Raw genomic sequence first — 20413 nt, forward strand, 5'->3', positions numbered from 1 at the left:
TGTACTGGGTTTGTACTTAGTTTGTCGAGCCAGGCAAGACACTGGCCGGGCGGACTTCATCGCCCATGGCTGTCAGTATTTTTCGCTCACCAGTAAATTTGGAGCGGCCATGCGCGACCAGCATATTGTCGAGCAAGAGCAAATCACCCGGCTGCCAGCGGAACTTGACAGTTTCTGTGTCATAGGCAGCACGCAAATGTGCAACGATATCGTCAGGTATCACAGTGCCATCGCCATAGAAGGTGTTGTAAGGGAGATTCTCTACACCCAAATCAGCGGTCAACGATCTGCGAATTTCATCCATCATGCTGGACGGATGCCAGAACGCAATGTGATTAAACCAGATTTCTTCCCCTGTCTGCGGATGGCAGCGTATGCTGGAGCGCACTTGCGATGTACGCAATCTGTCACCTTCCATCCAGGTCCATTGCGTTTCTGATTTTTGCATATAGGCTTCGGCTTCTTCTCTGGTTTCTACGGTCAGAGAATGTTGCCAGGATGGGCCTATGCCTGAGCCGAAATTGCGTACCAGTTTCCAGCCAAGGCGACGAAATTTCTCCGTGACTTCAGGGGCAATTGCGGCCAGTACGCGGCGTACATCGGCTATCGGGGTTTCGCCTTCGGTTTCGGCGGCGATTTCACAGAAGAAGGCTATCCTGCCCGGCCATTGGCGCACATACGATAATTCATTATGCAAAGCAATCACATGTTCAGGCGGAAAGATCGTCGAGGTATATACCTGCCCATCTATCTGCTTGCGGGGGGTGGCTTTTTCTATGTAATTCATGAGCTGCACGCCAAAGGTATCCAGGCTGGCTTGAAAATCCTGTACGCCATGCAAATCAAAATCACGGAACAACACACCACCGTATTGCAATAAGTCCTGCTGCAACTGCACCTGGTTATCTCTGATCCATCCCAGCAAATCGACGCCCATGGCATGCGGTCGAAAAACCAGCGGCAGACCAGATGCACTGTTGAATGGCTGTCTGTCGATCAGACTGGCATCAGACAAGCGCACTGCAGGGCGGCGCAGGCTTAATCCGGGTTTTGGCATTATGCTCATGCTATTTCTTCCTTCCCATATTCTGCATGTTTCACCATGCTGGTGTTCAGCATGGTGGCAATGTATTGCGCCATCTTTTGCGCGATGCCGCGTATTTGCTGCTCCTGAAAAGTGGGTGCATGGTATTGCCACAGCAAATGCAGGCAACCATCCAGGACGTAGGCTTCTATTGCCAGTTTGTGCAGGCGTGGCAGATATGCAGCCCTTTCCTCCCCCCTGTCCTGGCGATCTGGCGACCATGACAGCAGCTTGCAAACATCATCAGGTGGTGGGTTGATCTGGCCCATGTAATTCAGGCTGATTTCAGGCATCTGTCCTTGTGCAAGCGTCTCGCGCACTTTCTCTGGCCCCAGGTAGCGCAAAAGTCCGTAACCAAATCCATGTGCAGGAATGTCATTGCGTTGCGCGGCAATCTCGCTGGCCGCAGCTTTCACACTGTTCCCGGACAAGTCAAACCAGGCAGGGTAGCGGCTGGTGAACCAGCCCACGCTGCGACTGACATCGGGTTCAGCTTGCTCCAACTGGCGGCCATGGCCTTCCAGTTCCAGATAAGCGACATACTCGCCTGTCCAGTCACCAAGACTCAGCGTCAGGGCGGCGATCAGAATATCTTCTGCTGCGGCATCTGAATGCCCTTGTAAAAAGCGGCTGGTGATTTCTGCTGGCACAACGACGCTGACCTGTGCTTCTTCGGCAATCTGGCCATAGCCATCTGCCTGCCCAGTAATGGGTAGTTCGGGTGGGGGAATGGAAGTGCAGACTTCCCAATACTCCACCTCTGTCAACACAACATCCTGGCTGGCCTGGCGCTTCAGATGTTCTGCCCAGGCTTGCACTGATGCCGTCTTCTGCCCCAGCATGGGTGTTTGGCCTGCGCGCAAATCCAGCAAAGCCTGACGCAAATCTTCCAGCAGGATTTGCATGGAGATGCCATCACTGACCAGATGATGTACAACCAATAAGAGATGCGATTTTTTCCCTGCACTTGCTGGTGTCCACGCCGCAGCCAGCAAGCTGGCCTGCCCTGGCTGCAATGAAGCTTGTACTTCCTGGTAATCTTTTGCCACATACAATAAAGGCGTTTCAGGAAGTTCAGTAAATTGGGCTGCATGGCTACTAAAACTGAGACGCAAGGCATCATGCTGTTCAATCAATGCGTGCAATGCCTGTTCCAGCATATCGGCATTGACCCAGTCGGCCATTTCCAGCAGGACGGATAAATTGTAATGCGCCGGGTTTTCCTGCATCAGCTCGTGCAACCTTAGCTGCGCAGGAAAAAGGCCGCAATCACCTTCTGGCCGGGTATCTGCGCCTGCCGTTTCACCTGCTTGCAATAGTTTTTTTGCAAAATCAGCGAGTACTGGAGATGCATATAAATCCATAGCCTTGACTTGCCAACCTGCCTGACGCAAGCGGGCGATCATTTGTATCGCCAGGATGGAGTCGCCGCCACTTTGGAAGAAATCGGCCTGCGCGTTCAGCTTCTCACGCTGTAATAGCTTGCGCCAGATTCCCAGTACGGCGGCTTCTGCTGCAGATGTTGTTGCGCTTTCGCTTTCCTCAAAGTCTTGCTCATCATCCAGCTTGGGCAAGGCAGCGCGGTCCAGCTTGCCGTTCGAGGTATAAGGAATACTGCTGATGGCGATCACTGCTTTAGGCAGCATGTAATCGGGCAGATGCTGCTGCAATTTAGCCAGCAAGCTTTGCATATCTAGCGACCTGCTTTGATCTACAGCGACAGCATATGCTATTAAATAGGGGCGGCCTGTATTTGGGAATTCGGGTTTGTACAAAATCACCGTCGCATTTGCGACATTTTCTTGCGCCAACAGCGCAGCGATAATTTCTGCTGGTTCTATGCGGTAGCCGCGTATTTTCAGTTGTTCATCCTTGCGACCCAGAATCTGTATGCAGCCATCGGCACGCATGACAGCAAGATCGCCGGTACGGTAAAGGCGTTCACGTCCGCCTGCTATATCCGCAAACAGGAAAGGACTACTTGCATCTTCAGGTAAGCCTATATAACTCAATGCCAGGCCTGGGCCACCCAGATAAACTTCACCCGTTTCACCAAAAGTACATGCTTGCCCTGCTGCATCAAGTATATGGATGCGGTTGCACCCCAATGGCTGGCTAAACCACATGCCAGCCAGATCACCCTGCCATTCTCCCACCATGACACCTACAGTTGCTTCGGTAGGGCCAAAGTGATTGAAGATGCGGCAACCTTTTTTAATACCTTTGAGTTGCTTCATTAAGCTGGCGCTGGCAGTTTCACCACCGAGTATCAAATGCGTCAGCGGCAAGACTGCAGCTTTATCCTGCGATGCCAGCAAGGCCTCCAGATGCGATGGGACTATTTTCAAGACATCGACCGGTGCTTGCCGCATCAAGGCTGCGTAGCCATCGGCATCACGTGCCAGTTCACTGCTGATGATACTCAGACAGCCTCCATGGAACAATGCAGGCAAGATCGTCGTCAAACCCAGATCAGCCGCGAAAGTCGATATCACGGCATAGCGCAGGCCGGGGCGCAAATCAAAGGCAGCGATAATCGCATCCAGGTAATGCTGCACAGCCCTGTGAGGTACAGCAACCAGTTTGGGCTTGCCGGTGGAGCCCGAAGTGAATAGCTGGTAGGCGCAAGATTCCGGGTCAACTATGGGTAACGGCAGTGACCGGTGATCATCAAGATCGATCTCTGCGAGCCTGGCAGGTAACTGCAGGCAGGGGACACCCAGTGCTGACAGCACATCACGCATATCAGAATTGTCTTGTAATATGACACAACAGGGTTTTGCCTGTTTGATCAATTCCAGAAAACGTCCTTGAGGCAGATTGCTGTCAACAGGTAAATAAGCCTTGCCACTCTTCCATGCAGCCAGCATACCAACAGGAAATGCCAGACTGCGCCCCAACAATAACAACACCGGTCCTGCGGTTTGATCAACACGGGTCTTGCCGATTATTTCCACAGCCAGCCTGTCTGATTGAAGATCAAGCTGCTGGCGTGTCATGCTCTCAGTTGCATCCAGGCACAAGGCGATTGCCTGTGGGTCTTGCAAAGCCGATTGACAGAATCTTTCCAGCAAGCCGGGAGGGGCGATAGCAGATTCGTTTGTGACTGGCAACCAGACATGCCTGACAGCGGCACGTTCATCAAAGCTTTGATCTGCACCCGCCATGCGTTCTATCATGGACACAAAACTGTTCAGCAATTCCCGCATATCGGCCGCATCAAACAACTGGCTATCGTAATCCAGCTCCACGCATGCACCATCTTGCCAGTCAACCAGATTACAACCCATGTCAAAACGGGAATGGCGCACCGGCAAGGTATAAGCTTGTACCGTCACTCCCGGCAAACCCGGCATGGCAGTCAGCTTGTCGACATTGAAGGTGATATTCACCAATGGCGGTCTGGCAGGGTCACGCGCCAGACCCAGATCATCCACCAGTTGCGACAGGGGGTAATTTGCATGGGTGATGGCATCGAGGAATTGCTGCTTCACTTCTGTCAGGACAGTGCTGGTATTCGCCTGCGCCGGAATGTTCAAACGCAAAGGCAAGAGATGCGCGCAGTAACCTGGCGTGTGTGCCAATGCTTCATCGCGACCTGAATATGGCACGCCCAGCACCATGTCCTGCCCTGCTCCGGCACGCCGCAAAGTGGCAGCAAAAGCGGCTATCAGCGCCATGCTGGATGACATGCCCAGCTTGCCCGCCTTTTGCTCAAGCTGACGTAAGATGTTCTTGTCCAGTTCATAGCTCAGGCGCTGGCCCTGAAAGCCACGCATGCTGGCCCGTGCATGTTCAAATGGCAGTTCTATTGCAACAGGTGCATGCAGCAATTTATTTAACCAGTATTGCTTATGCTCTTGCTCTTCCGGCGATGACCCTGCATCTGCCATCCGCTGCGCCAGGAGTGCATAGTCTGGTTTAGCGGTTAAATTCTGGCCATTCAACAAGACTGCAAACTCTTCAAACAGCATTTGCATGGATTGCCCGTCAATAAAAACGTGATGAGCAGCAAACAACAAGATGGCATGATTTGTATCAAGCTCAAACAAGTCTATGCGGAAGGCACCTGGAAGCGTCAAATCAAAACTGCTGGCCACACAGCTTTCCAGGGCCACATCCAGTGTGGCGACATTAACTTGATGGCGCTGCACTTTCACTGCCACATAAGGAACAATCTTCTGTATTCCAGCCTCCAGATCAATGGATGCCCGCAAGGCTTCATGCCTACCCACCAGGGTCTCAAATGCGTGCGTAATAGCTGCGTGATTGATATCGCCCTGCAAATCCAGGGCAACGCTGACGACATAAGCTGCCGAACCCTGCTCAGACAAGGCAGCAAGGGTTGCCAGTTGTTTTTGTGCCTTGGACAAAGGCAGGATTTTTTCTAGCGATGTTGACGCAGGCGAAGCATTTGCAATAAAACCCGCCGTCTTTAAGGCATCTACACTATCCCTGACCCGGCTAATGATCGCGGCGATGTCCTCATCGGCATGTGCAGTGGACAGGAATAAATTACGCCCTTCCCATACATACAGTCCACGATACAGCAAATGATAAAAGAAGGGATCAAGGTTTTCGCGGAAGACAAAGCGGAACAGCGAACCGAAATTCTGCATATGTATCGGTGCACCTGCCGCGGTAAAGACCTGATCCAGTTCCGCCGCCAATCTGGCGGTATTGTCGTTCAGTTTTTGATATACAGTCAAACCACCACGTTTAATCTCAGTCAGCACAGCGCGTGCCGCTGCCATGACCAGCGGATGTTTATTGAAAGTACCTGCAAAAAAAGTCGTATCCGCTGCCGGGTACGATGCGTCACCATATTGCCAGTGTCCGCCGTCTATGCCGGCCATGATGTCGGCACGCCCGGCGATGACGCCTACCGGCAAACCACCGCCGACTATCTTCCCATAGGTGACAATGTCCGCCTGCACATCAAAATGCGCCTGGGCGCCGCCGGGATGTATGCGAAAGCCGACCAGCACTTCATCAAAAATCAACAGACTGGATGCTGCCCGGGTCATGGCACGCAGACTGCGCAGGAATTCTTGTGGTTGCAAGCCAGGATTACGGCTTTGTACGGGTTCTACCAATACAGCTGCAAATTCATGCAGGCGGCCACGTAGTAACTCAAGCGCGACTGCCGAACCATATTCAAAAAAAGCCAGGTCGCTGACCATGCCAGGTGTAATACCTGCCACACGTGGCATTACAGACCAGGGGTCGTCATTGACCTCACCCAGTACGCCATCGAAATGGCCATGATAACTGTCACGGAATATGGCGACCTTGTTGCGCCCAGTAAAGGTCCTGGCCAGGCGCAGCGCTGTCATGATGGCTTCTGTGCCTGAACTGCAAAAGGCCACGCGCTCTACACCGGTCAATTCGCTAATGAGGCTGGCGACTTCACCCGCCATATCTGATTGTGGGCCTATACGTATGCCGCGTGACAGGCTTTCTGCCAGGGCTTCTTTCAAAAAAGCTGGCTCGTGTCCAAACAACTGCACTCCAAAGCCCATGGATATGTCTATATATTCATTGCCGTCCAAATCCCAAATTTTGGAACCGACGGCACGCTGGCCGACGATGGGATACAGCATCTCTTTAATGGAGAAGCGAAAACCCGCCGAGGCGCGACTGTCTGCCAGCACATGCCGGTATTGCTGTGCCTGTTGTTTGGACAGTGCCGTCTTTTTACAATAATCGAGACTGAATTGATCCAGATGCTGGCGCTGGGCTTCGCTCAGATTAGTGCTTAGCAGGATATTGCTCTTGGGTTTGACAGGCTGGATTGGCGTTGATTCTGCATTCACTTCTTGTTCGACAACTTCGTCAACAAATACTTTATCCTTCTGCTGTTCCGCCAGGTAAGTTGCCACTGCTTCTATTGACGATAAATTTTCAAAGAAGGCGCGTACCGGTATCTTGACAGCGAATTCGTTTTCTATACGACCAACCGCTTGCATCAAAATCAGCGAATCGGCACCGATTTCCAGCAAGGGTGCAGTGGCATCTACCTTGCTGACATCGATCGCCAGCAAGCTTGCGATGATCGCGATGATGCGAGCGCGGATAGCTACCGGATCAGTGACGACTATACGTGTACTTGCCGATAATTGTCTGTTGATTTCAGTTGGTTTGCTTACTGACGCAGGCGCGGTGCCGCCGTTAAAACTGTTCAAACCCAGCCGCAAAGGGAAGACATCCTTGGCGAAGGGATACAAGGGTAATGCATTACCAGCGGCGACATTTTTACTAGCGGGGAATTGCAGCTTGCTACCCATTACATGCAAGTGGCCGACTGTCTGCAAGAAAGCAAGTCTGTCATCCTGGGTCGGCTCCAGACAAGGCAAGCCACGTATGTTGGTGGCATTGTCTTCCAGCATGCCAGACAGTAGCGGCACGGCCCCCAGTTCCAAAGCAATCTCAACACCGGTCTTGCCAAGTGCAGCAATGTCGTCCGCAAAGCGCACGGCTTCACGTGTGTGCTTTAACCAGTAAGTACTGTCATATACATGGCCGATGGGCAGCAACTCTCCTGTCAGATTTGAAGTCACAGGCACTTGCAATGGTTGCCATTCAACCTCTTGCAATGCTTGCTCGAATTCTGCCAGCATGGGTTCAAGCAAGGTGGAATGGAAAGCAGTTTTAACTCGCAGTGCGCGCACGCGTATGCCATCTGCTGCCAGTTGTTGCGTAAGAATATCCAGTTGATCCCGGGCACCGGAAATCGTCACTGATTGCGCGCCATTCACTGCAGCGATGCTGATGTCAGTGTCGGTCAGATAGCGCAATACAGTTTGTTCATCGGCCCGCACAGCGGCCATCGTGCCATCTGCTGCCAAGGCCCCCATGAGCCATCCACGCTTTTCGACCAGGCGCAGGGCCTGTGTAAAACTCAAAGCACCTGCGACGACTGCAGCCGTATACTCACCCAGGCTGTGTCCAACCAGCACTGCAGGTTTGATGCCGTAATCCGCCAGCAAGCGTGCCAGCCCCACACCCAATGCCAATAAAGCAGCTTGTGTGTAAGCAGTTGAATCAACATTCTCATCAGCGTCAAACAATAACTGGCTTAATGACCACGGCAAGACGGCATCTGCTTCTGCCATGGTGGCGCGGAAGCTGGGGAATTGGAACAAGTCCCTTGCCATACCCGGACGTTGTGAACCTTGCCCGGGGCACAGGAAAGCTAGTTTAGGTGGTCTTCTGGCTGCAACAGCCGTAACGACTTGCGCATCAAAACCTTTTTCCCGCCATGCTTGCAGATGCACACATGCTTCATCTGCACCGCAAGCAATCAATGCCAGTCTATGACGCAAATGGGCACGCCCATGCTGTGACAATTGACAGATGGCAGCAAAATCTTGCTGAGCACCCGTTTGCAGCTTTTGTACTGTCTGCTGCACCAGTAGATTCAGGGCTTCATTACTGGACGCTGACAAAAGCAGCATATCCGGCACGCCTGCATTCACAATTTCCGGTTGGAATTCAGGAATAAATTCTTCGACTACCACATGACAATTTGCGCCGCCGAAACCAAAGGCACTGATGGAGCCTGCCCTGGCCTTGAACTGCGCATTGGCAGGCCAGTCCGTCGTCCGCGCGACTACCTGCAGGTGCAGTTGTTCGAAATTAATGTGAGGATTGGGCTGGGTATAATGCAGGCTGGCGGGTATCTTTTTATGCCTAAGCGCAAGTATCAGCTTGATCAGGCCTGCGATACCCGCAGCTGCTTCCAGATGACCGATATTGGTTTTGACTGAACCTATCAGCAAAGGCTTCCGCCGTGCTTGCTGACCCAGTGTACGTCCCAGGGCACGGGTCTCGGTTGGATCGCCTAGCAAGGTGCCGGTGCCGTGGGCTTCTACATACTGTATCGCCGATGGCGACAAACCGGCATCCGCAATCGCTGCCTGTATCAGGCTTTCTTGTGCAAGACCATTCGGTGCAGTGATGCCGTTCGAGACCCCATCATGATTGGTGGCCGAGCCACGTATCACGGCATGAATGCGGTCACCGTCTGCCAGGGCATCAGACAAGCGTTTCAGCAATACCAGACCTGCACCTTCACCACGACCATAACCATTGGCAGAGGCATCAAAGGTCTTGCACAAACCATCCGGTGCCAGCATATTACCCTTGCCCAGTGCCACGCTGCTATCTGGCCTTAACATCAGACTGACGCCACCGGCCAGCGCCATGTCGGCATCGCCCGTCTGCAGACTACGGCATGCCTGATGCACAGCAATCAGGGAAGATGAACAGGCGGTATCTATGGCCATGCTGGGACCACGCAAACCCAGCACATGAGAAATACGGTTAGCGATGACGGCATTCGACATGCCTATGCCCATATGGGCTTCCACATCGTCAGTATGGGCAAAGCTGCCGAGAAACTCGCCATTCACTGCGCCGATGAAAACACCAAGACGGGTTTCTTTCAAGCTATCAGCAGCAATGCCAGCGTCTTCCAGCGTCCACCATGCCAGTTGCAGACTCAGTCGCTGACGCGGATCAAGTGCAGATGCTTCTTTAGGAGATATACCAAAAAATGCCGGATCAAAACAGGCGGCATCATCTATAAAGCCAGCATAAGGGGCGGCAGATGCAGGCAGATCTTCGGGATTCCAGCGTTCTGCGGGTATGCGCCTGACCGCACATGCTTCCTGTTCCAGCAATGACCAGAATTCATCTACGTTGGCAGCACCAGGAAAAACACATGACATGCCGATGACTGCAATTGCATGCTCAAGTGATTCCGGTAGTGCTGATGTTTTTGACTTGTTTGCCAGCGCATCCTGCTCATTTGCAAGAGCAGAAACGCTGTGGGCTTGCATATCCGCGCTCATGATAGGGAAGGTATCAAAGCAAGCCCGGAGGCAATCCACCATTTACTGGTTTTTGCATCCAAGTACAATATCGTAACGAAATTCCTTACATGCATGGCCGCCTCAATCCAGATGGCCTATGTAACGCAATATCGAAGCATCGATATCAACCAGCGTATCGTGGATCTGGGCAATTACCTTGTGCCCCTCTTCAGCGCCATAATGCTGAACTACCCTGCGTTCCAAAGTCGCCACCTCACCCAGTTCAGCAATGGTGTTACCCATGGTAAAAGCATGCAGCCTGACTGGCCCGGCAAAGGTGGCAAAACAGAACAGCGGACTACCTGCAGTTGCCACCCCCAATTGCTGCAGGTTTTGCATCAGTTGTCCCATGCGGCCTGGCTGTGCTTGCAGATTCAGGTAATACAGATATGGTGGTGGAGTTTCACGTTCTATCGGATCTATGCCGTCATTGACACGATTCAGTACAAAGCTTTCCATCTGCAATACACATTCCTGGAATTTTTCCAGCAAAGACAGACTTTCTGCACCATAGACATCGCTTAGTACCTGATCCAGCGAGGGCATGTGGTCCATGTCACCCAATTCTGCCAGTGGCAGCATGATATACACATAGTTGGCCGGACCAGCGACCGTGGCATACGCCATCCAGCGCATGCGGCGGCTGTGCTGCTGATAGGCAAAGGCAACCTTACCGGCAAGCTCCTTGAATTGCACATAGCGCTCACGGCGCACGGACAGGCGCACAAAAAGGCAGTAAGGCGTAGGAAACAACCATTGAGAAATCATTATCCATGTCCGGCTGAGTCGATGTAAAAAGTTTAACCTATCTGGTGCTGTTGCGGCAAGGCGAATGTGGGCAAACAACACTTGTGGAGAGATAAAATATATTGCGAAAAATTCACGACAAATCTGTTAATTTGCGTTAGAAAGCATCGACAAAAAATTCCGGTGCGGGAATAATGTTTCAGGTCAACTGCAAAAAAACAGGTCACAGTGTCAATTTCCGCAGTGAATCATGTTTTGAGCTACGGCCCCCGGACACAATTGCAGTACCATGCTGTTGCAAGTTAAAGTGACCGTAGGCACATTACCGCACTAAATGTTGCAGATACTGGCTGCTGTCCACTGGCGATGTCATGCGCCGGAAACAAAGTATCAAACTTTTTATCACACTGAACCAGCAAGTCCGTTGACGATGTCGGCCAAAGGAGACTCAGATGCAAAATGCAAGTCCCGCTTCGGATCAGCCCAACTTCCATAAATGTGTCCCTGGGCAAATTGCAGAAATCGAAGGCCTGACTGATGCCGTACGTGGATGGGCCGATACTTGCGCGATCCCGTCCAGAGTCATCAACAGCATTATTTTGATGCTGGATGAATTGCTGACCAATATCGTCATGCATGGCTATGGCGAGGGTGACAGCGGTGAAATGGAAGTCCGCCTGCAATTGATCAAGGATGGCGTAGAAGTCATTGTCAGGGATGGGGCGCGTGCTTTTGACCCATTCTCGATTGCGGAACCGGACACCACTCTGGGCATAGACGAACGCGATATCGGTGGTCTGGGTGTGCATTTTGTCAGGAAGATGGCCGACAGTTTTTCTTACCGGCGTGATGGCGACATCAATGAAGTGTGTTTTCACAAAAACTTTCCGACCTGATCCTTACTTCAGCCCAGCAGACCCAAGACAAGTCCCCATCAGACACCGGATCAGAAAATGACAAGCAATGCCAAGCCAGTCGTCGGCAACAATAATATCAACTTCTTTCGTAACTATAACCGCCTGGTTGGTTTCACTTATATCGCCATCGTCGTATTGACATTGGGATTTTTCCTGTTCCAGATCCAGCAAAAGCATAGGGAAGAAATCAAAGTCATACAGGGCCACGTAGACAGGCACGGCCAATTTGTCGAATTCATCTTGCGTTCTTCGCTCGATAATCTGGAAGCGATGCGTATTTCTGCGGCCACTTTTTACGATACTGCACCTTCAGCCTTAAGCGGACCTGAAACCAATCCAGCCCATTCACCGCTGTTCAAAAAACTGGAACAGGAAAAACTCGGCTTCGACCTCGACAAAGCGCCAGAAAAAGATGCCACAGGTAATCTGACCGGCATGGGCAAACTGCAAGGCCGGACAAAAGAGTTTTATCTGGACCTGGAAATGGCTCTGAATCTGAATCAGGTATTCCAGGCCATCGCCTTCAATTTGCCAAATGCCAGCGAAAGCCGCTACATTTCAGTAGATCATTTTTCCAATACCTATCCATGGATGGATGCTGCCAAACGTCCGCACAATGACAAGGTGTATCAAAGCCAGGCCTGGCTCATGGGCACGCCAGAGAAAAACCCGACCAGGGAAAAATATTGGGCGCCCGTGTATTACGGCGGCGCTGCCAGCGGCTTGCTGGTGCCCACAGTAGCACCGATTTATCACAATGAACAATTCCGCGGTGTGGCATCGATTGACACCAGCCTTGATTACCTGAACCGCATCAACGCCGGTTTTGCGTACACGCCGGGCACGGCTTTTCTGGTAGACGCGTATGGTGAAGTGGTGGCACATCCTGAAGTGTATGCCAATGCTTTGGAAGTGCAGACCACCCAGCGGGTGGAAAAAATTATGCCTGCCGGCATACTTTCTGAGAGCCGTCGTCTGGTTGACATACCCGCCAACCAGGCGGTGGAAATAGGTGATTATCTGCTGATACGCCATCCTTTCATTTCTGCCCCATGGCAACTGGTGTATGTGGTGCCGAAAAACCAGTTGTGGAAAAATCTGCTGCTGGAACGCGGCCCCATCATGTTGCTGGTGATACTGGGTCTGACTCTGTTGATGGTGGTGACTTATTATGTGACTACGCGTGAATTCATTTCACCTGCATCCAAGCTGGTGGCGCATATTGCCCGTGAAAGCCAGTTCACGCCTGCCCCTATCCCGGTAGTACCTGGCACCTGGAAGCCCTGGTTTGAAACCATTTCACAAGCCTTCAAGCAAAGCCTGCAACTGGTCAGCATCAGACAAGAACTCGATATTGCGGCGAATATGCAGTTATCGATCTTGCCGCGTCACTGGCCGAATCAAAAAGAATTTTCACTATGGGGCATCATGCGTTCTGCCAAGGAAGTAGGCGGTGATTTTTATGACCATTTCTCACTGGGTAATGGGAAAATAGGTATCGTCGTCGCCGATGTCAGTGGCAAGGGTGTACCGGCAGCCCTGTTTGGTATGGTATCGAAAACCCTGATACGTGCCACAGCCACACGCAACGCCAGTGAAGCGGGTGAAATCATTGCCATCGCCAATGACATACTGGCCGAAGACAATGATGAATGCATCTTCGTTACCACTTTTTATGCCGTGCTTGACCCTGTAACTGGCAGTTTCACCTATGTCAATGGTGGTCACCCTCCCCCACTGCTGGTACATCAGGATGGCAGTACAGAATTTCTGCCCATGACCGGTGGCAGCGCCCTGGGCATCATGGACGGCATACCATTCAAACAAAAAACCATACAACTGCAAGCTGGTGACTATGTGTTGATGTACACCGATGGCGTCACTGAAGCCTTCAATCCACAAAATGAGGAATTCACACCAGACCGTCTGCCACCGCTATTTGAAAACCGCCCTGTCAGCGACGTCAACAAAGCAGTGGAAAGAATCGTGGCAGCTGTTGATCAGCATGCAAATGGCGCGCCACAGTCGGATGATATTACCTGCGTTGCTCTGCATTTCCACTTTGCAGCGGACAGTGCCACAGCCGATACCACAAATAACACCGTGACAGAAAGTCGGCAAGCATCATGATGACATTCAAATTCAATCCATTTAGCCTGGTATTGTTCAGCCTGCTCTTGATAGCAGTCTCCGTCGCCCAGGCGACCAGCCTGGCAGAAATCAAACAACGTGGCAAACTCATCGTCGGCGTCAAGAAAGATGTATTGTTATGGGGATATCAAGACCCTGCCAGTGGCAAGATCACAGGCATGGAGCCAGACCTGGCACAAAGCATCGCCAATGACCTGGGTGTCCAACTTGAACTGGTGGGAGTATTGACTGCAGAACGAATAGATGCTGTCAAAAGCGGCCAGGTTGATGTGCTGATCGCCACGCTGACTGACACGCCGGAGCGACAGCAAGAATTGACCCTGGTCGCCCCCCATTACTACAGCTCTGGCGTCAACCTGCTGACGCGCAAGACAGAAAACTTCAAGGAATGGACAGACCTGAAAAACCGCCGCATATGCAGCCGCCGCGGGGCTTTCTATAACCGTCGTGTGACTGTCACTTACGGTGCCGACATCGTCGCCCTGTATTCCAATGACTGGTCAAAACAGGCTTTGCGTGATGGTCGTTGTGCAGCACTGCTGTATGACGATACCGCGATTGCCGCCATGCTGCGGGCACCAGAATGGGCGAATAATTTTGTCATGCCCATGACGACCATTTTCACCACACCATGGTCGGTTGCCATCGCACCAACAGAACGTGGCGGTGAACTGGAATCCTATCTGTCGAAAACCATCATCAACTGGCATAGAAGTGGTTTCTTGCAACAGGTTGAAAAGGCCCGGGGCATACCTGCATCGCGTTTCCTGGACGACATGCATAAAATCTGGACCAGGAAAATTGACAATAAATGGGCCTGTGGTGAAAGTATCAGCCCTTCCACACCGAAAGAATGCCTGTGAAAGATGATTTGCCAGCACCGGTCAGGGATAATCATCAAATCACGGAAGCAATGACGGATTTGTATGATCGCTATTACACCAGCCATGAATACGAAAGACGTTATCCCAAACCTAACCAGAGCACCTTGCATTTCCTGTTTGAAAACGGTGCGAAACAGGTGCAGGATATCCTCGACTTTGGTTGTGGCAACGGACGTTATGCTCTTCCGCTGTTACAGCAGACCAGCGCCAACTTGACAGCCTATGATATTTCCCATGCTGCTATCGCTGAGCTGTCACGTTTTTTGGTCAGTCACCCGGATGCCAATCGCATCAGGTTGTTTGATGGCGAGCCAGAAAAACTCAACAACCAGGGTGACTACGATCTGGTCTTGCTGATGTTTGGTGTACTCAGTCATGTCGGCGACAGGCATGCACGCCTTGCCACACTCAGACAACTGCGCAACCTGATGCGGCCAGAAGGAAAATTGATGCTGAGTGTGCCCAGCATCTTCCGCCGCCGCCCTTTGGAATTATTGGCGGCCTATATCAAGCGCAGCACAGGTAAGGCCCAGGATACCCAGAAAGAACCGGGAAATATTTTTTTCACTCGCAATATAGACAAACAGGCGCATCAGTTTTTTTATCACCTGTATTCTGTTGGTGGCCTGCGTGCAGAATTGCAGGAAGCAGGTTTCCGCATCACTACCCTGTCGCCGGAAAGTCTGTTGCCTGAATGGATGATTACCCAATCCGACTGGCTGGGGCGATTCGATGAAGCCCTGCTGCCCCTGTTACCTGCATCACTAGGCTACGGTATACGGGCTGTTGCCGTTCCGGCCTGAACACGGATCATGACGATGAAGTATTCAAGAAGAATAAAATCACTCGGCCATATATATTTACTGCTGGTGTTCATGATTTTCTTCATAAGTGCAGCGCAAGCTCAAAGCATTCAACAGCCATCCTTCAGCGAAAGACTGGCCTTGATACGCGAACGCGGTGCCCTCATTGTCGGTGTCAAAACCGATTACCCCCCGTTCGGCACGCTCGATGCCACCGGTACTCCTGAAGGCTTCGAACATGACCTGGCTGCCGATATTGCCAAACGCCTGGGTGTCAGCCTGCGTAAGGTCAGTGTCACTGGCAGCAACCGCCTGCAAAAATTACAGGAAGGGGTCATCGATCTGGTCGTCGCCACCACTGGTGACACGGCAGAGCGCAGGCAAATCGTAACGATGATAGAACCAAATTACTATGCATCCGGCGTCACCCTGTTCATGCCCCCCACAGCAAACATCAAGGACTGGGCCGACACCCGCGGCCATCCCGTCTGTGCAACGCAGGGCTCGTACTTCAATCGCGTCATGCAACAGCGCTATCTGATGGAATTGCAGATGTATAACAATCCCAGGGACGCCAAACTGGCAGTCAAGGATGGCCGCTGTATTGGCTATCTGTTCGATAACACTGCCGTCATCAATGATCTTGCCAATCCGGAATGGAAAGGCTACAAAGCACCCTTGCCGCCTACCCTGAACACACCCTGGGCCATGGCCATCAGCAACAAGGAAAAAGGTTCGGAACTGGAAAAGCTGCTCGGCGACATTGTTGCCGATTGGCATCGCAACGGCTTCCTGTTGGAACGAGAAAAAGCCTGGGGTATCAGCCCATCCAAATTTCTGGCTGATACCCATACGCTATGGCAAAAAAATGATACGGATGGTGCTGCCTATTGTCGTCGCATGGCCGATGGACATTGGCGTGCCGAATGCCGTAACCAGGTTTTCCTGACATCGACTGATGTTGGCGGTCTGGCACAACTCGGTTTGTGGCTCAACGAAACCATGGGTATCAACCTGACTCTGGTCTATGACCAGTTTGACCGCAGCCAGTTTTTCTATGGCTTGTTGACTACCCTGTTCCTGACCATCTTGTGCATAGTTTGCAGTCTGTTGCTGGGTTGGGCCGGGGCGGTTTTTGCAGAATCACGCTTACTGCTGCTGTCTGCACCTGCACGCTTGCTAGGCACGGTCGGTCGTATGACGCCCCCTCTATTATGCATGTACCTGATACTGTTTGGTATTGGTGCCATCCTCAGTGAATCGCTGGGGATATCGCTGTCCGCCTTTGCCGTGGTGGTGTTTTGCCTCAGCATCTACACAGGTGCTGGTGTCATGACCGCCTTGCTGGATGCGGCAAATGCCTATCGCTTGCAACATGGCGAGTTTCGCTTGCGCTTTGCCAATACCTCGCTGATTGCACGTCTGGCTAGCGGCTCGGTCACGGCATCACTGATCAACGTTTCCAAGGCTACCATGATGGCATCTGCCGTCGCAGTACCAGAACTGCTGTCTGCCACCACGTCCATCATCAATGAAAGAGGCAATGTTGGCGTCATGATGAACGCCCTTCTACTCACATTCTTACTCATCATTTTTGTCGTGGTCAGACTGATACGTCAGTTGGAGCAAAAAATACTGGCGAGGACAGCATGATGGACAGCACCGAAATCTTCAAACATTTGCTGACCTGGACTCCGTATCTGCTGGGCGGTTTCGCCATGAATATCTGGATATCCATCGTTGCGATGGTGACGGGAACGGGGATAGGATGGATACTGGCATCCTTGCGCCTGTCCAGCCATCCACGTCGCGTCAAAACCAGTCTGGTAGTCACAGAATTTTCACGCAGCATACCAACCATCGTCTTCCAGTTTTACCTGGCCTTCATGCTGCCTGCTGAAATCTTGCTGCCATTTACCAAAACCATCATCAGCTTCCCGGTCTGGATCAAGGCTGCACTGGCGCTGGCGGTTGCCGTCATCGGCTTCACCAGCGACAACCTGACGATCGCCATGGATGAATGGAAAAAAGGTAATCACCATGCTGCCTTCCTGTTCATCCCCAACTGGACCAGCTACGCCCTGATCATCGTCATGGCATCGAGTACTGCATCCATCATCGGCGTCAGCGAACTGGTCAGCCGCTGCAATACCGTCATCAATGCCACCGGCAATACGCAATTGATGCTGCCGGTTTATCTGTATGCCTGCCTGTTCTTTTTCTGCTTTTGTTATCCGCTGACTTTGTTGATGAAGCGGATTTCTCTGCGTTTGAAAATGAGATATGGGATGGTGGGGTGAGAGTGGTTGACCTGGGCCTTCCAGCGCAGGTTGGAACCAAGCAAAACCTCGGCAGATTAGCGACAATCACATTATCGTCGCTCCAGCGCAGGCTGGAGCCTATGGGCGTTCGTTGCACACTTAAATCTTTATTAAAACGATTGCCCTTCGTAGATACAAGCCGGGTCTCGGCCCGGCGACCGAGATACTTTCTTTTGCTTCGCCAAAAGCAAGTATCCAAAGAAAAGGCGACCGCAGACTCGCTCCCTGCGGGAGTGCCCATTTATGCAGTGCAAAAAATGGGAAGGTCCGAAACTCGCCTGCGGCTCAGACACCGGCCCTTCTTTTTCCATTTTCTGCACTACACAAATGGCTTCGTCCCAAGCGGATTAAAGGCAACGTCAAAAGCAACGGCAACAACAACAGCAACAGCAACAGCAACAGCAACAGCAACAGCAACAGCAACAGCAACACCAACACCAACACCAACACCAACACCAACACCAACACCAACACCAACACCAACACCAACACCAACACCAACACCAACTGCAACCCTATCGTAGATCGACAGTATTCAAGTAAATATGAATTTCGGTTGTGTTGACGTTGGTTTTGACTTTGTCGTTGTTCTTGATTTTGTTGTTGAAGTTGTTTTTGACGTTGCCTTTCAACCGCTTGGGCCCTGTGTCCCTGAAGGGAGACACATCGCCTTGCAAGGCGATGTCGTTACGCAGGCGGATTGCATGCAATCCGAATTCCCTGCTACACCGATGTAATTTGTGCTTCACAGAAAATGGAAAAAGAAGAGCCGATGTTTGAGGTGTAGCAGGGGTTTCGGGCAACATGTTGCCCGCCTGCGTAACGGCAATCGCTTGCAAGCGATTGTTCGCCCTGCAAGGGAAGCGAGTTTCGGATCTTCCCATTTTTTGTGATGCACAAATTATGCTGACGCGTAGCGCAAGCACCCGTAGGGCGAGTCTGCGGTCGCCTTTCTTCGAATACGTTCTTTGGCGAAGCAAAGAAAGGAATTCGGCCGCCGGGCCGAGATCCGGCTTGTGTCCACGGAGGGCAATCGTTTTAATTAACAACACGGTATACCACGACAGACACTGGGCTCCAACCTACGCTGGAGCGACGATAATGTGATTGCCGCGAATCGACAGATACCCATCCCCCCCGTTATCTCCAACACCAACCAAAAAAATTCGCTAAAATCTTGTTTTCGCAACCGAACACCGGAGCACCCCTTGCACAGCAGCCCCCTACTCTCCACCATCCCCAATATCCGTCATGGCTTTGGGCACGCCCGGGAATTTGTACCTGCTGCGCTTAGTACACACTGGGATACGGTACCAGTAAAAAACCAGGTACACGGCAAGCGCGTGGTCGAGATTACCGATAGAAATCAGCAATGCGGTGACGCCGATGCGTTCTTTACTCGCCTGCCAGGAATACCTGTAACCATCATCACCGCTGATTGCGTGCCAGTATTGATGGCGAAACGTGATGGCAGCATGATCGCTACGGCCCATGCCGGTTGGCGCGGAATTGTCGGAGGTGTCATCGAAGCCCTGTGGCAAGAGCTGGCAGTACAAGGGGAACATGCAGAGGATTGGGTGGCGGCCATCGGTGCCCATATCGGCCCCTGCTGTTTTGAAGTCAGCGAAGAACTGGCCGACGATTTTCTAAAACAGTTTCCTGATCTGGATGCAAGCATACTCAGACCAAAACACCGCCATATCAATTTGAATGTGCTGGCCAAACGTGCCTTGCAACAGACTGGCATTCAGGATATTGATCATGTCACTCCATGCACCCTGTGCAGCAAGACGCCCGAAGGCAAGCACGTGTTTCGCAGTTACCGTCGTGGCGACCGCAATTCTCACCAGCATTCCGGGCTGTTGATCCTGTCTTAAAACACACCCCCATTGTGCGCCCCAAGCACGGTCTTCAGATAATTTCGGCATGTCACCAGACATGCCTCTCCCTTTCGATATCTCCTGCAGGCATCTGATTTAAGGTCTCCATTTACATGCGACTGTTGCATCTCACATTCAAATAACCGGAAATATGAGTTTTTATCAGCGACCGAGGGTGCTTTTCACCGATTGTCTGAATAACTACTACAATGAGTAAGCATAGGCAGTACAGCATCTTGAATTCATCCTTGCAAGGGAACACCATGAGCAAACATAGCCTGAACATCAACGGCAAGATACAAACCGTAGACGTTGCGCCAGATACCCCCCTGTTATGGGCTTTGCGCGATTCACTCAAACTGGTTGGCACCAAATATGGTTGCGGGGAAGGTCAATGCGGGGCCTGTACTGTACAAATCAATGGTGTGGCCACGCGCTCATGCCTGGTCCCGGTATCTACCCTGGCCAAACAAAAAGTCACCACCATCGAGGGGCTGGATGCCAAGGCCATGCACCCCTTACAACAGGCATGGCAAGAGCTGGATGTCCCGCAGTGCGGGTACTGCCAGGCGGGCCAGATCATGACCGCTGCTGCATTGCTGAAAGACAAGCCGCATCCTACCGATGCCGACATTGATGCAGCCATGTCCGGCAACCTGTGTCGCTGCGCGTCTTATATACGCATACGCACCGGTATCCACCGCGCAGCCGAACTGGCCAATGCTAAGAAGAAAGCATAAGGGGGAACTG

At 51.9% G+C, this 20413-nt stretch carries 13 protein-coding genes; 9 read left to right on the forward strand and 4 right to left on the reverse strand.

Annotated elements, in window-relative coordinates; all coding sequences use genetic code 11:
* Nucleotides 1-16: 16 nt before the first annotated feature.
* The 3 genes from AC1RVX_RS09985 to AC1RVX_RS09995 form a co-directional block, all read right to left on the reverse strand.
* Nucleotides 17-1066: a TauD/TfdA family dioxygenase gene (locus AC1RVX_RS09985; RefSeq protein WP_493216434.1), complete on the reverse strand. Its 1050-nt coding sequence runs from the start codon at nucleotides 1064-1066 to the stop codon at nucleotides 17-19.
* Nucleotides 1063-9927, reverse strand: a complete 8865-nt coding sequence (locus tag AC1RVX_RS09990; RefSeq protein ID WP_493216435.1) for a type I polyketide synthase — start codon at nucleotides 9925-9927, stop codon at nucleotides 1063-1065. Before AC1RVX_RS09990 ends, AC1RVX_RS09985 begins: the two co-directional genes overlap by 4 nt.
* 114 nt (nucleotides 9928-10041) lie before the next feature.
* Nucleotides 10042-10728, reverse strand: coding sequence for a hypothetical protein (locus AC1RVX_RS09995; RefSeq protein WP_493216436.1), 687 nt, complete (start codon nucleotides 10726-10728; stop codon nucleotides 10042-10044).
* A gap of 431 nt (nucleotides 10729-11159) precedes the next feature.
* Between AC1RVX_RS09995 and AC1RVX_RS10000 the strand changes: the two genes are divergently transcribed.
* The 7 genes from AC1RVX_RS10000 (at nucleotide 11160) to AC1RVX_RS10030 (ending at nucleotide 18307) form a co-directional block, all read left to right on the forward strand.
* Complete coding sequence (locus AC1RVX_RS10000) at nucleotides 11160-11603, forward strand: ATP-binding protein (protein WP_493216437.1); 444 nt, start codon at nucleotides 11160-11162, stop codon at nucleotides 11601-11603.
* Nucleotides 11604-11660: 57 nt separating this feature from the next.
* On the forward strand, nucleotides 11661-13754 hold the full coding sequence (locus AC1RVX_RS10005) for a SpoIIE family protein phosphatase (protein ID WP_493216438.1): 2094 nt from the start codon (nucleotides 11661-11663) through the stop codon (nucleotides 13752-13754).
* Complete coding sequence (locus AC1RVX_RS10010) at nucleotides 13751-14638, forward strand: transporter substrate-binding domain-containing protein (RefSeq protein ID WP_493216439.1); 888 nt, start codon at nucleotides 13751-13753, stop codon at nucleotides 14636-14638. The genes AC1RVX_RS10005 and AC1RVX_RS10010 overlap by 4 nt, the downstream gene beginning before the upstream one ends.
* Nucleotides 14635-15462: a class I SAM-dependent methyltransferase gene (locus AC1RVX_RS10015; protein WP_493216440.1), complete on the forward strand. Its 828-nt coding sequence runs from the start codon at nucleotides 14635-14637 to the stop codon at nucleotides 15460-15462. Before AC1RVX_RS10010 ends, AC1RVX_RS10015 begins: the two co-directional genes overlap by 4 nt.
* 72 nt (nucleotides 15463-15534) lie before the next feature.
* Nucleotides 15535-17115, forward strand: coding sequence for a transporter substrate-binding domain-containing protein (locus AC1RVX_RS10020; RefSeq protein ID WP_493216441.1), 1581 nt, complete (start codon nucleotides 15535-15537; stop codon nucleotides 17113-17115).
* On the forward strand, nucleotides 17112-17762 hold the full coding sequence (locus AC1RVX_RS10025) for a polar amino acid ABC transporter permease (RefSeq protein WP_493216442.1): 651 nt from the start codon (nucleotides 17112-17114) through the stop codon (nucleotides 17760-17762). Before AC1RVX_RS10020 ends, AC1RVX_RS10025 begins: the two co-directional genes overlap by 4 nt.
* A 101-nt stretch (nucleotides 17763-17863) precedes the next feature.
* Nucleotides 17864-18307 (forward strand): hypothetical protein, encoded by a 444-nt coding sequence (locus tag AC1RVX_RS10030; protein ID WP_493216443.1) that lies wholly within the window; start codon nucleotides 17864-17866, stop codon nucleotides 18305-18307.
* Here AC1RVX_RS10030 and AC1RVX_RS10035 read toward each other — a convergent pair.
* Nucleotides 18299-18835, reverse strand: a complete 537-nt coding sequence (locus tag AC1RVX_RS10035; protein ID WP_493216444.1) for a hypothetical protein — start codon at nucleotides 18833-18835, stop codon at nucleotides 18299-18301. The two genes, AC1RVX_RS10030 and AC1RVX_RS10035, sit on opposite strands and share 9 nt — an antisense overlap.
* 156 nt (nucleotides 18836-18991) lie before the next feature.
* On the opposite strand from AC1RVX_RS10035, the gene pgeF reads away from it, so the two are divergent.
* Together pgeF and AC1RVX_RS10045 are read left to right on the forward strand one after the other, a co-directional pair.
* Entirely contained in the window at nucleotides 18992-19660 is a 669-nt protein-coding gene (gene pgeF / locus AC1RVX_RS10040; protein ID WP_493216445.1) for a peptidoglycan editing factor PgeF, read from the forward strand.
* A 266-nt stretch (nucleotides 19661-19926) separates the two neighbouring features.
* Nucleotides 19927-20403, forward strand: coding sequence for a (2Fe-2S)-binding protein (locus tag AC1RVX_RS10045; protein WP_493216446.1), 477 nt, complete (start codon nucleotides 19927-19929; stop codon nucleotides 20401-20403).
* The last annotated feature ends 10 nt before the right edge of the window (nucleotides 20404-20413 follow it).

The sequence above is a fragment of the Undibacterium sp. GW821-FHT11B02 genome (assembly GCF_058808955.1).

What these genes read in the sequence shown, in the direction of transcription:
- AC1RVX_RS09985 (WP_493216434.1), bottom strand. Translation starts at nt 1,066, where the DNA reads ATGAGCATAATGCCAAAACCCGGATTAAGCCTGCGCCGCCCTGCAGTG.
- AC1RVX_RS09990 (WP_493216435.1), bottom strand. Translation starts at nt 9,927, where the DNA reads ATGCAAGCCCACAGCGTTTCTGCTCTTGCAAATGAGCAGGATGCGCTG.
- AC1RVX_RS09995 (WP_493216436.1), bottom strand. Translation starts at nt 10,728, where the DNA reads ATGATTTCTCAATGGTTGTTTCCTACGCCTTACTGCCTTTTTGTGCGC.
- AC1RVX_RS10000 (WP_493216437.1), top strand. Translation starts at nt 11,160, where the DNA reads ATGCAAAATGCAAGTCCCGCTTCGGATCAGCCCAACTTCCATAAATGT.
- AC1RVX_RS10005 (WP_493216438.1), top strand. Translation starts at nt 11,661, where the DNA reads ATGACAAGCAATGCCAAGCCAGTCGTCGGCAACAATAATATCAACTTC.
- AC1RVX_RS10010 (WP_493216439.1), top strand. Translation starts at nt 13,751, where the DNA reads ATGATGACATTCAAATTCAATCCATTTAGCCTGGTATTGTTCAGCCTG.
- AC1RVX_RS10020 (WP_493216441.1), top strand. Translation starts at nt 15,535, where the DNA reads ATGATTTTCTTCATAAGTGCAGCGCAAGCTCAAAGCATTCAACAGCCA.
- AC1RVX_RS10025 (WP_493216442.1), top strand. Translation starts at nt 17,112, where the DNA reads ATGATGGACAGCACCGAAATCTTCAAACATTTGCTGACCTGGACTCCG.
- AC1RVX_RS10030 (WP_493216443.1), top strand. Translation starts at nt 17,864, where the DNA reads ATGGGCGTTCGTTGCACACTTAAATCTTTATTAAAACGATTGCCCTTC.
- AC1RVX_RS10045 (WP_493216446.1), top strand. Translation starts at nt 19,927, where the DNA reads ATGAGCAAACATAGCCTGAACATCAACGGCAAGATACAAACCGTAGAC.